Genomic DNA, 11,999 nt, shown 5'->3' with positions numbered 1-11,999 from the left:
CGTCCGTGGTTCATGATTAGCGGACAACAGGAGTTGAGTATGAACCAACCGCATCAAGGATCTCACCAAGCGCTCGTGGAGCTAAGCCAGCACGTTCTTGATCATCGCCGTGGCCGCCGCAACACCGGGGTCTTCCCCGCCGAGCCGATCCCGCAGGAACGCCAGGCCAAGCGCCGTTCGGACATCGATCAGAATCTTCACGACCGGGTTCGCCCGCAGATGTTCGTCGCTCTGATGCGACTTGCCGAGTTACGCACCCATGTGCATCCCCACCGCGAGGATCGCGAGGGCTATTGCTCATGCCCTGTTTGCAGTGGCCTACGTCTCGTCGAGGAGAACCTCCGCGAAGCAGGTCGCGGTCTCGATCACTGCATGCATCGTGACCACGCACCGACGTCTTTGGTCGACGTCACACCGGAAATCGTCGCGGTGGTCGCCCGCATGAACACGCCACAGCGGCCCGTGGTCTTGAAGATGGCCGGCTCGTGCCGACCGATTGACGCCGCCGAAGCCCGACATCTGATCGACTCGGCAAACGAACTGATCTGCAACAGCCTCCGACACGGCAAGGCGAAAAGCGTTCAGGTCCACTTGATCTGGCCGAAAGCGAGCAACGGGAAACTGCGACTATTGGTCCACGACGACGGCAACGGGCTGTCGACGGACGATGTGTGCTTCGGACTGGGCCTGACCGGCGTGGCCCGGCGTGCGGATCTGCACGGCGGCGGTTTTCGGTTCCGCTCCCGTCCCGGCCGGGGCATGACGTGTTCGCTTTCGCTGCCATTGGACGACGCAGCCGCCTGACCCGCTCTCTCCTTCCCAAGGACTCGTCACGTTGATCGCGTGGCGACTCCTTTCGCCCAACCACCGCTTAGTGAAAGACGTTTATGGCCAGTTCACCCCCCAATGTCTTTTCGGACGCCACCGATCCGCTGGTTGAGCCGAAGCCTGACACGTTGACCGAGCCGCGTTTCGACCGACTCGCCCGACTCGCGCAGCTCTCGCTGGACATGCCGATCGCGTATGTCGCTCTCGACGGACCCAAGCAGAACCTGCTCGGGCACTGCGGACCGAACCGCGCCGCACTCGATGGGATTGAGCGCAGCCAGACGTTCTGCCAATACACGATCGCCGCCGATGAACCGGTGGTAGTCGCGGACACGCTCGAGGACGAGCGGTTCGCCCAACTGCCGCTGGTCACGCAGGGGCCGCGCATTCGGTTCTACGCCGGCTATCCGGTGCGAAACCCCGACGGCAAACCGATCGGCACCGTCTGCACGGCCGATACCAAACCACGCGATTCCCGGGCGGTTCGGCTCGACCTGATGTCCGAAGTCGCCGCCCTCGCCGAGCGTGAAGTCATGCTCACCGACCTGGTCGATGCGCAGGAGCAGGCGCTACGCACCCGCCAACTCATGGCCGAACAGGTCAGCGAGGCCCGCCGATACGTCACCGGCTTGCTCCCGCGCCCGGCCAAACTCGACGGCATCGAGGTCGATTGGTACTTCGAGCCCCATGACGAACTCGGCGGCGACATCTTCAACTACGGCGTCGGCAAAATCGACGGCCGCGAAAGCTGGTTCGGGTACGTCATCGACGTCATGGGCCACGGCGTCGGCTCCTCGCTCCACGCCGCGGCGCTGCGTCATGCACTTGACGAGCAGCTCCGCACCCATCAGCCGGGCCAGGCCTTGTCCAACTTGAGTCGGATGTTCCCCATGACTTCCGCTGGTGGACGATTTTTCACCGCGTTCTGCTGCACGTTCGACCCGCTCACCCGACAACTGTTCTACGCCGGTGCCGGCCATCCCCCGGCGGTACTCGTCGAGACCAACGGCCAGCCCACGGGGCTTCGCTCTCAATCCGCGCCCGGCGGCCTTGACCCGCGTGGCATCCCGACCAGTTGCATCCACGTCAACCCGGGTGCCCGCCTTTGGATGTACAGCGATGCCGCTTTGGAGTTACGGGTTGGTGATGCCGACGATCCCGACCCCGACGCACGTCACAACATCCTCGGTGCCGACGCACTGCTGGAACTGATGATCACCGCCAGTGCGGAGTCGGAGTTCCCGAACGTGGCCGATCAACTCCACGGCATGCTCCGACAACTCGAAGCCCGCCCAACGGACGACGACCTCACGCTGCTGACCGCGCGGTTCGGGTAGCGCCGGGGACTCAGAACCCCACGTCGCCGAGTTCGGCCAGCGCCGGATACTTCGTGTCCTTTTCGCTCAGGACCGGGTCGCCGGACAGTTGCCAGTCGATGCCAATGGCGGGGTCGTTCCACATGACACCGGCCTCGTGGTCAGGGGCGTAGGGGGCGCTGACCTTGTAGCAGACTTCGGTGTCAGGGCTGAGAGTGGCGAAGCCGTGGGCGAAGCCGACAGGGATGAAGATCTGGTTCCACTGCTCGGCGCAGATCACCTCGGCGATGTGATCGCCGAAGGTCGGGCTACCGGTGCGGATATCAACGGCAACGTCGAGGATCTTGCCGCGGAGCACCCGAACAAGTTTCGCCTGGGCGAAGGGCGGCTTCTGAAAGTGCAGACCCCGCACGGTGTTGGGCGTGGCCGAGAGGCTCTGATTGTCCTGCACGAACGTCTCGGTAATGCCGAACTCCTCGGCGAACTTCCGGGCGTTGTACGTTTCGCTGAAGAAACCGCGGTGGTCCCCGTACTTGGGGATGTCGAACACGCGGACACCTTCGATGTGATCGAGTCGGGCCATGGCTATCGGGGCGTATCGGCAGGGCGGGACGGCAACCTTCGCGGGGAATCAATCGTTATCGGCAGACGATTATGGGCATGGGCCGCAGAATCGGGCGCGGCCTTGCCCTAAAGTAAGGACTAACGTTTCCAGCCGACTCCTGTTGGAAACTATCGGCCCGAGGAACCGAGACCTGCCCGAGGACACCCATCATGACGCTCGCAGTTGACCCGTCGTCGAACCCGACCGATCCGTTTCTGCCGACCGAGCCCGAGGCTCCAGGCCACAACGAACCGGCCCCAGGCGAGAATCAGTTGGCCGATACCTCCGGCACAACGCCGTCCATCGGCCTCATCGTCACCCTGCTCGGCGGTGTCTTGCTCATTGCCGCTGCGGTGGCCTGGTTCGCTTTCCCCACCCTCGACGACGGCAGCAACTTCTACGCCGACACGCTCTCGTTCATCGCGGCCATCCTCCTCGGTGCCCCGCTGGTGATCCGGGCGTTCAAGGACATCTGGGCCGGCAAGACGCGCATGAACGAACTGGCCGCCCTGTCGGTCGTTGCGGCGTTCGTTTCCAACGCGTATTTCACCGCCGGGGCGATCGCGTTCTTCATGATCCTCTCGGAGTTGATCGAGTCCCGCACTGCCCTCGGTGCCCGAAAAACGATCGAATCGCTGCTCCGCCTGACCCCGACCAAAGCCGTCCGCATCGCCGAGGACGGGTCCGAGTCATTCGTCGAGGCCAAGGACCTGAATGCCGGCGACGTCGTCCGTGTCCGCCCCGGTGACAACCTCCCCGGCGACGGCGTGGTCCGCACCGGCATCTCCAGCGTCAACCAGGCCAACATCACCGGCGAATCGCTCCCCGTTGACAAAAACGAAGGCGACGAAGTCTTCGGCGGCACGACCAACCTCACCGGCGTCCTCGACGTCCAGATCACCAAGGCCGGCAAGGACACCACCCTCGGACGGGTGCAGGATCTGGTGCTCCACGCCGAGCAAACCAAGACGCCGACGCAGCGGCTGGCCGACCTGTATGCGTCCTGGCACACGCCGGTGATCCTGATGCTTGCGGTGTTGTTGTTCTTCTTCACCAAGGACATCACCCGCGTGATCGCCTTGTTGGTCATCGCGGCCCCGTCGTCGATTTTGCTCGCAACCCCCACTGCTTTGGTCGCGGCCCTCTCTGCGGCGGCTCGGCTCGGGTTGCTCGTCAAGAACGTCGCCGACCTGGAACGTGCCCGCAAGATCACCGCCGTCGTCTTCGACAAGACCGGTACGCTCACCGACGGCAAGCTCTCGGTCACCCGCCTCGGACCGGTCGAAGGCGTCGAACCCGGCGCACTGCTGTCGTCGGCTGTGTCCGTCGAACAGAACTCCAACCACCCCGCCGCCAAGGCCGTCATGGCCATTGCCGCCAAGGCGCGCGTCCAACCCCTCGACGTCGATGGCTTCGAGGAAGTCGGCGGCAAAGGCGTCTTCGGCAATGTCGAAGGCGAGCAAGTCCTCGTCGGCCGCAAGACTTGGCTCAACGAGAACGGGATCAACACCGACAACGCCGAGGAAGAACCCGAGGGCATGTCGCTGCTCTACGTCGCCCGGGGTGGCCGGGTGCTCGGCTGGATCGCGCTCTCCGACGAAGCCCGTCCCGATGCGCCGCAAGCCGTCGATGATCTGAAGTCGCAAGCCGTCCGTCAGGTCGTCATGGTTTCGGGCGACCGTTGGTCGGTGGCGAATCGTGTTGCCGCCGAAACGCACTGCACCGACGTCCAGGCCGAAGTACTGCCAGCGGAAAAGCTGCAGGTCGTCGACGGGCTCAAGGCCAAGGGCCACACCGTCGCGGTCGTCGGTGATGGTGTGAACGACGCCCCGGCCTTGGCCGCCGGTGACCTGTCGATCGCGATGGGCGCGGCCGGCTCCGACGTCGCGATCAACTCCGCTTCGGTCGCGTTGATGAACAACCGCCTCGACCGCATCCCGTTCCTGCTGCAACTGTCCCGCGCGACCGGCCGGGTCATCATGCAGGGCATCGGCTTCTCGATCGTCTACATCGCGATCTTCGGCGGGCTCGCCGCAGCCGGCTATCTCCCGCCGATCGCCGCCGCTCTGCTCCACACGCTCAGCAGCATCTTCGTGGTGTTCAACTCCGCCCGTCTGATCCGCGAAGGCGAAGACATCGACACGGTCGAACCCGAGCGTGCCGTTCGGGAGACGATTACGCCGCAGCCGGTGATGGCGTAGAGAAAAGTCCGAATGACGAGTTCCCGAATGGCGAATGAAATCCAAAATCCGAATCACGAAACGGAGTACCCGTGGGGTGCTTCGGCGTTCGTCATTCGGGCTTGGTCATTGCTTCGTCATTCGCCATTTTCAACTGACCTGCCGCGTCTCGAACAAGGCTGTCGCCAAGCCGAGCAGCACGACAACCATCAGGGCCGTGTAAGCCGTGGCGTTGAGAAGGTACGCGCTGGTGATGGTCTTGTCGGCGGTGTAAGGATCGACCATCCAGAGCACCTGGAAGTTGGGCACCAAGGCGTAGAACAACGAAGCCAGCGTCGAAACATCCGCATGTCGGCCGATGAAGTAATCGCTGGTCAGGCCGGCGATGACGAACAGGAACACCAGCACGATGGTCGGCACGATGCCCAGCCGTGTGCCGAACATGACCGACGCCGCACAGACCAACAAGACCGCCTGTGCCACGAGCAGCAGCACTATCAACGCCTGCGGATCGAGGTCGGTCAGCGGCGACTGCAAGACGAACTGCTTGGCAAAGAGCATGACGCAGGCCAGTGCGATCGTGCCGAACACCGCGAACATCTTGGCAAACGTCGCGGCAAACGACTTATTAAAGTAGTAGTTGCCGAGGCCCGCAACGACCGCCGCACCAATGGCCGCTACTCCGCCGAAGACGATCACCGGCCAGTCGAACCTGTCACGCGCCGTGCTCATCACCCCGTGACGTTGCATCAACAGGAACACGATCGACCAGCACCAGACCGCGAGCAGCAGTGCGGCCGAGATGCCCACCCACTTACCGAAGATGAACAACGGCCGTGCCAAGGGTTTGGTCAACACGGTCAAAGCGGTGCCGTTGTCGATCTCACGACGGATCACGACCGACGCGATGAACGCAGCAAGCGTGAGCGCGCCGACAAGAATCATCGAGAGCGCGGTGCTGGCAAACATCGCGTTGTCGTCATCGAAGGTGTATCCGCTGACAAATGGCGCGAGAACGATCAGCGCGCTCACGAGCATGAGCCAGACCACGTACAGCGGCTGACGCGTCGCCTCGGTGAACGCATTACGCGTGACGGCGAAGATTTGGCGAATAAGTTGCGGCATGGTTGGATAGAAGCGTATGCCCCCACTGTGGTTCGACGAAACGACGGCTCACGAAACATGGTTACTAGCTGCCCGGTTCGACATCACTCCGTCAGCGCTAGTGCCCACTTGCTCGACTTGGTCTTTCCTGACGGCTTGTTCGGAGATGTAGCTGCATGACCCAATTCAACCCCAAGACATCCAACGAAAACACCGAGCCGACCGCGGCGCTGCCCGACGCGGTTGTCACTGACGTGGCCGCACAAACGCGGGGCTTACAAGCCGCCGGGCTCGGCCTGTTGGTACAGATCCTTTGCACGCTTGGCGTGTCGATCTCGATGGGCTTCCGGGCTCCGTTGGACGGCCTGCTCTATTTCACGATCGCCGGCGTGGTGCTCTGGATCGTGATCGCGTTGACCTACGCGTTTCGCCGCCAGGCCGCTGTCGAGAACGTCGAAGTCGAGGAAGCGCTGCGGTTGGGCCAGACCGAGCAGAGCATCTTCGCCGACGCGGCCGACGCCCGCCCCGCCGCACGCCGTGTCCGCCGTGTGTACAGCTATCTCCTACCGAGCGTGGCCGGCATTCTCGGGGGTGCGTTGATCACCTTCGGGTCGATCTCGCTGGCGTTTCAGATCAACACCAACCCGACGCTGGAGGTTTCCGACGCGATCTCGCCGGCCGGCATCGCGGCCATCCTCGCGGTGCTCGCGTTTCTCGGGTTCATCGTCGGCCGTTACGCGATCGGTCTTTCAGGCACGGCCAACCACAAACTCCTGCGAGCCGGCGGCGTGTTTCTCGTCGGCACCTGCGTGCTGCTGTTCCTCGGTGCCATCGCTTACGGCATCCTCCACCTCGGCACCACCGGCGATCGGATCACCCTGCCGGTTCAGATCCTCACCTTCCTGCTGCCCAGCATCGCCGTCCTGATCGGCGTTGAGTTTCTGCTGAACCTGCTGCTCGACCAGTACCGCCCACGCCGACGCGGCGAAGAACCCCGCGCGTCCTTCGAAAGCCGCTTGCTGGGTCTCTTCGGCGCGCCCGGCGGGTTCGTCGCATCGCTCAACGAAGCGATCAACTACCAGTTCGGCTTTGAAATCACCCAGTCCTGGTTCTGGCGACTCATCGCCAAGAACTTCGTTTGGCTGCTGCTCTTCGGCGCCGGCTCGTTGCTGTTGATGAGCAGCGTCTACATCATCGAGCCACAGCAACAGGCGATCGTCACCTTCGCCGGTCGGCCCACGCATGACGAACCGGTCGAACCGGGCATCGGCGTCAAGTGGCCATGGCCCTTGGGCACGGTCGAGACCTATGACGTCAAGCGTGTCCGCACCGTGACGCTGGACAGTCTTCAGCCCGTAACCATAGTCGCGGCACGTGAAGACAACGTTCGCGAAATCAGCCGAACACCCGCGCTCTTCGACAACCGCTCGACCGACACAGACAACCTGCTGCTGCTCAGTGCCGACGATCGCCGCATGGAAACCGATGGCGACAACGAAGCCCCGGCCGTCGCGCTCGCCGGTGCGGAAGTGCTCGTGAACTACGAGATTTCCGATCTGATGACCTATGCCCGGAACAACCCGACGGGCCTGACCGAAAACGACGAACCGTTCGATCCGCTGTTCCGCACGATCGTCGAAGAAGTGACCTACCAGGAGATGATGCGGGTCACCGTCGACGAACTCGTCGGCCAGGGTCGGCAAGAAGTCGCCGCTCGCATCGAAACCCAAATCGCCCAACGAGTGGCCGAAGCAGATCTGGGTCTTTCCGTCACCTGGGTCGGCATCTCCGGCGTGCATCCGGCACAACAGGTCGCCGACGCGTTCGTCCAAGCCAACATTGCCGAAGCCCGCGCCGCCGCGACGATCGAATCGGCCCGCGGCGAAGCGATCCAGTTCTTCAGCGAAGTGGCCGGCAGCCGCGAGAAGGCCGAAGAGATCATCGCCGCCATCGACGCCTTACAAGACATCGACGACCCGGACGAGTTGGCCACGCAACGTGCCACCATTGAGGACCTGATCGAAAACGCCGACGGTGCCGCGGCCCAACTGCTGATCGCCGCCACGGCTGAACGCTTGAGCAAGGAGTTGAACGAACGCGGCCGGGTGGCCGAGTTCGACGGGCAACTCGCCGCTTATCGCGCTGCCCCGGAGTACTTCAAAACCACGCAGTGGCTCGAAGCTCTCGGAGAAAATCTCCCTGAAGCTCGACAGTTTCTTTCCACCCTCGACTCGGCCGAGATTCAACCGGTCATCGACTACTCGTCGCTGGGCCGCGGCGGTATCAACCTCGATTTCTAATAGTCCCCAGCGATCCGTGCACACCATCCGCACCTGAAATACCATGAACCGCATCCGCAACCTGATCATCGCGACCGCCATCCTGCTCGTGCTGCTCGCCACGATGGTGACCTTCCGAGTGCCTTACAACGAGGCCGTCATCGTCACGACTTTCGGCAGCGCCGAGGGTGAGGCGGGCGTTCGCAACGGCGGAACCGACGCCGGGCTCCACTTCAAGGCGCCCTGGCCGATCCAGAACATCGCCCGACGCTACGACACACGCCTGCAAGTTCTCGAGACACGCTTCGACCAGCTCACCACGGCCGACCGCCAAGCCGTCGGCGTCGGGGCCAACGTGTACTGGAAGATCAGCGATCCGCTCGCGTTCTACAACACGCTGAGCAACATCCCTAGCGCCGACCGACAGATTCGCGCACGGCTCCGTGCCGCACTGGCGATCGTCGGAAGTTATCGGTTCAACCAGCTGGTCAATGACAATCCCGACCTGCTACGCCGCGAAGAGATCGAGCAGGAAATGCTCGCGCAGATGAACGCCGAGTTGAGCGACGAAGGCATTGAGCTCGTGTCGGTCGGCATCGGCCGGGTGGTACTCGGAACGACCGTGACCGAAGCGGTGTTCGAGCGGATGCGTGAAGAGCGTGAGGCCGACGCCGTCGCGGCCCGTAGTGAAGGCGACGCCCAGGCCGGCAACATTCGCGCCAAGGCCCAAAGCCAGGCCGACCTCATCCGCGACCTGGCCAACACCCGTGCCGCCGAGATCAAGGCCGAGGGTGACGCCGCCGCCGGAGCGTTGTTCCCCCGCTTCGCCGCGAACGAAGAGTTCGCCATCTTCCTCCAGCAGGTCGACATGCTCCCGGAGATGATCACGGAAAACTCGACGCTGATCCTGGGGCCGAACAACTTCAGCCTGCTCAAGATGCTCGCCGAGGACTTCGACGCGACCCAGCCGCTCAGCGAACAGACCGGCATCGAGCAGGCCAACGCCGAAGGTGAGGGCGAGTAATGACCCAACCCACCGACCCCAACCAGCCGGCCACACTCACCCCGCGCCCGATGGGCACCAGCGAGGAAATCGCTGCCGCCGCCAAGCAGGCCGAGCAGCTCGGCGACGACGCCGGCAAGAGCTTGGCCGATGCACTGCGGATCAGCTTCGGCGTGCTGCGCTGGCTGATCGTGTTACTCGTGATCGCGTTCCTGTTCAGCGGCTTCTTCACCGTCCGCTCCGACGAGGTCGCCGTCCGCACCCGTTTCGGCAAGATCACCCAGGACGGCGAAGGCCGCGGATACCTCACCGCCGACGGCGGGCCGTACTTCCAGTTCCCCGCGCCCGTCGACGAGATCATCCGCATTCCCACCACGACGCAGACCATCGAGGTCCGCAACGCGTTCTGGTACGAGGAGCAAGTCTCGGGTACCGATGTGCGGCCGAACCCGGCGACCAACCGACAGCTCCGCATCGGTATCGATGGCTCGCTCATCACCGGCGACGGGAACCTGGTGCACGGTCGATTCACCGTCAACTACCGCGTCCGCCCCGAGGACGCGGTCGCCTTCGTGAAAGCCGTCGGCGAGACCGAAACCGGCGAGCCGATCATGGTCCGCGCCCAGCAGATCGTGACGATCGCCGCCGAGCGTGCGATCAGCGCGGCGGTCGCCGAAGTCACGGCGATCGAGTTTCTTCAATCCTCCCCCAACACCGCGCTCATCCGGGCCAAGCTCTCGGAGATACTCAACGAACAGATGAACACCGGCATTACGGTCGAGTCGGTGATCGCCGACAACCGTGTCGCCCCGCCGGGCGTGCAGGAGTCGTTCGACGCGGTGCAGACCGCGGTGGCCCAGCGACAGTCCGAAATCCTCAAGGCTCAGCAAGACCGTGAAGCGCGCCTCTCCGAGGCGGCCGGCAAAGGCTACGACGTGCTGCTCGCGGTGATGGACATTTACGGCGACGCCGGGCGAGACGATGAAACCGAGCTCCGTGCCGCCGCCACCGAAGCGCTCAATGCCCTATTGGATGGCATCCCGGCCAACCAGGCAACCGCGCCGTTGTTGCCGATGCTTGACGATGAAGACCGGGCCGTCCTCGAAGCGGTGGCGACCAACGTCACCGTCGGCGGCGAAGCCAGCGAGGTGATCAACGCCGCCGAGCAATACCGACTCGGCCGTGTCGAACAGGTCCGCGCCAAGCTGGAACGATTTGAAGGCCTACTCGCAACGTATGAATCCCAGCCAGATTTCACGCGACGACGCTTGCTCCAGCAAATGCGGCAATCCATCTTCGCGAAGAACCCCGAGCTGATGTACTTCGATGGGAAGATGCTCCGCATGGACATCCCGCGTGACACCGGCATCGACAAACGCCGCGCCGAGGAAGAAGCCGAGGCATCGCGCTTGGCCGCCGAAGCCGCTCGCCGAAACGACCCCTCCGCCCGCGTGGATCCCAACCTCCCACCCGGCGCGCCCGGACGCTGAGATTCCCCGCTGATCACTCAACACCGATTCGCGTACCATTCTTCCCATGACGCAGACCGCCGAGCAAGCCACGGCCGCAACGGACACCACGCCGACTCCGCCAGAGTCGCCGGTCGAATCCCTCGTGGAGATTCGTGGCGTGAGTAAAACGTTCCGGGACTTTTGGTACCGGCCCAAGGTGAAAGCCGTCGCCGATCTCACGCTCAGCGTTCACCGCGGCGAAGTGCTCGGTCTGCTCGGTCCCAACGGATCGGGAAAGTCGACGACGATCAAGATGATCCTCGGTCTGCTCTACCCGACCAAGGGCAAGATTGCCGTCCTCGGCAAACCGCCCACCGACGTCTCGCTCAAGAAGCGCGTCGGCTACCTGCCCGAGGAGTCCAACCTCTACCGCTTCCTCGACGCCGGCGAGACGCTCGACTTCTACGGCTCGCTCTTCAAGATCGACGGCGAGGAACGCAAGAACCGCATCGAGTCACTCCTCGACATGGTCGGCCTGCAAGCATCGCGCTACCGACAGGTCGGCGAGATGTCCAAGGGCATGCGCCGCCGCGTCGCGCTGGCCCAAGCGCTGATCAACGACCCGGATCTGCTCATCCTCGACGAGCCGACCAGCGGCATGGACCCCATCGCCACCCGCGAGGTCAAGGACCTGATCCTCACCCTGAAGAAGCGCGGCAAGACCATCATCCTCTGCACCCACCTGCTCGGGGATGTCGAGGACGTGTGCGATCGGCTCGCGATCATGTACGGCGGCAAGCTCCGCGCCGAGGGGCCCGCAGATGAGCTGCTCAACGTCGAGAACCGCCAAACTGTCGAGACCGAATCACTGCCCGCCGAAGCAATCGACGAGATCAAGGCGGTTCTGGCCAAATATGAGAAGTCGGCCGAAGTGAAGCCGAGCAAGCAACGACTCGAGTCGTTGTTCCTCGACGTCATCCGCGAAGCCGAGGGCAAGGGCGAACAAACCACCGGTGCCGCGGTCGGCGGCGAGGTGGCCGAGTTCCTCGCCGAGGGTGCGACCGACGACGCCGTGCTCGAGCAACTCGCGACCAAGCCGGTCGAGCCCCGCAAGGTCGAACCGGCCACCGCGCCCGAGCCGGTCAAGCCCGATGAAGACGTGCTCAGCCAAGTCGCTGCCAAAACACCCGAGCCGACGCCCGAAACACCGGCCAAGCCCATTGCCCCGCCGGCG

At 63.7% G+C, this 11,999-nt stretch carries 9 protein-coding genes; 7 read left to right on the top strand and 2 right to left on the bottom strand.

What is annotated here, in order from left to right; genetic code table 11:
- The first annotated feature begins 39 nt into the window (after positions 1 to 39).
- The gene (locus AAGD32_06285) at positions 40 to 804 is read left to right on the top strand and encodes an ATP-binding protein (protein MEM8873852.1); all 765 of its coding nucleotides are present in this window, start codon (positions 40 to 42) and stop codon (positions 802 to 804) included.
- An 83-nt stretch (positions 805 to 887) separates the two neighbouring features.
- Positions 888 to 2,165 (top strand): GAF domain-containing SpoIIE family protein phosphatase, encoded by a 1,278-nt coding sequence (locus AAGD32_06280; protein MEM8873851.1) that lies wholly within the window; start codon positions 888 to 890, stop codon positions 2,163 to 2,165.
- Positions 2,166 to 2,175: 10 nt separating this feature from the next.
- On the opposite strand, the gene rfbC is transcribed toward AAGD32_06280, so the two are convergent.
- On the bottom strand, positions 2,176 to 2,727 hold the full coding sequence (gene rfbC, locus AAGD32_06275) for a dTDP-4-dehydrorhamnose 3,5-epimerase (GenBank protein MEM8873850.1): 552 nt from the start codon (positions 2,725 to 2,727) through the stop codon (positions 2,176 to 2,178).
- Positions 2,728 to 2,918: 191 nt separating this feature from the next.
- Here rfbC and AAGD32_06270 point away from each other — a divergent pair, with 191 nt between their 5' ends.
- Positions 2,919 to 4,949 carry a cation-translocating P-type ATPase gene (locus AAGD32_06270; protein ID MEM8873849.1) on the top strand — a complete coding sequence of 677 codons (2,031 nt, stop codon included), beginning with the start codon at positions 2,919 to 2,921 and terminating at the stop codon, positions 4,947 to 4,949.
- 129 nt (positions 4,950 to 5,078) lie between these two features.
- Here AAGD32_06270 and AAGD32_06265 read toward each other — a convergent pair whose 3' ends face one another.
- A complete protein-coding gene (locus AAGD32_06265) occupies positions 5,079 to 6,053 on the bottom strand; it encodes a hypothetical protein (protein MEM8873848.1) in 975 nt (324 codons plus the stop codon).
- 155 nt (positions 6,054 to 6,208) lie between these two features.
- On the opposite strand from AAGD32_06265, the gene AAGD32_06260 reads away from it, so the two are divergent.
- From AAGD32_06260 to AAGD32_06245, 4 genes are all read left to right on the top strand, one after another.
- A complete protein-coding gene (locus tag AAGD32_06260; protein MEM8873847.1) occupies positions 6,209 to 8,332 on the top strand; it encodes an SPFH domain-containing protein in 2,124 nt (707 codons plus the stop codon).
- Positions 8,333 to 8,375: 43 nt separating this feature from the next.
- Entirely contained in the window at positions 8,376 to 9,335 is a 960-nt protein-coding gene (locus tag AAGD32_06255) for a protease modulator HflC (protein ID MEM8873846.1), read from the top strand.
- Complete coding sequence (locus tag AAGD32_06250) at positions 9,335 to 10,804, top strand: SPFH domain-containing protein (protein MEM8873845.1); 1,470 nt, start codon at positions 9,335 to 9,337, stop codon at positions 10,802 to 10,804. The genes AAGD32_06255 and AAGD32_06250 overlap by 1 nt, the downstream gene beginning before the upstream one ends.
- A gap of 46 nt (positions 10,805 to 10,850) precedes the next feature.
- Positions 10,851 to 11,999: ABC transporter ATP-binding protein (locus AAGD32_06245; protein MEM8873844.1), on the top strand; the 1,149-nt coding region annotated here is incomplete at its 3' end.

The organism is Planctomycetota bacterium (genome assembly GCA_039182125.1).
GTDB lineage: Bacteria > Planctomycetota > Phycisphaerae > Tepidisphaerales > Tepidisphaeraceae > JBCDCH01.
This window is presented reverse-complemented; position numbering and strand designations above follow the sequence as displayed.

Excerpts from the sequence above, each read along its gene's own strand:
- AAGD32_06255 (MEM8873846.1), top strand. The coding sequence starts at position 8,376 with ATGAACCGCATCCGCAACCTGATCATCGCGACCGCCATCCTGCTCGTG.
- AAGD32_06250 (MEM8873845.1), top strand. The coding sequence starts at position 9,335 with ATGACCCAACCCACCGACCCCAACCAGCCGGCCACACTCACCCCGCGC.
- AAGD32_06285 (MEM8873852.1), top strand. The coding sequence starts at position 40 with ATGAACCAACCGCATCAAGGATCTCACCAAGCGCTCGTGGAGCTAAGC.
- AAGD32_06265 (MEM8873848.1), bottom strand. The coding sequence starts at position 6,053 with ATGCCGCAACTTATTCGCCAAATCTTCGCCGTCACGCGTAATGCGTTC.
- AAGD32_06270 (MEM8873849.1), top strand. The coding sequence starts at position 2,919 with ATGACGCTCGCAGTTGACCCGTCGTCGAACCCGACCGATCCGTTTCTG.
- rfbC (MEM8873850.1), bottom strand. The coding sequence starts at position 2,727 with ATGGCCCGACTCGATCACATCGAAGGTGTCCGCGTGTTCGACATCCCC.
- AAGD32_06260 (MEM8873847.1), top strand. The coding sequence starts at position 6,209 with ATGACCCAATTCAACCCCAAGACATCCAACGAAAACACCGAGCCGACC.
- AAGD32_06280 (MEM8873851.1), top strand. The coding sequence starts at position 888 with ATGGCCAGTTCACCCCCCAATGTCTTTTCGGACGCCACCGATCCGCTG.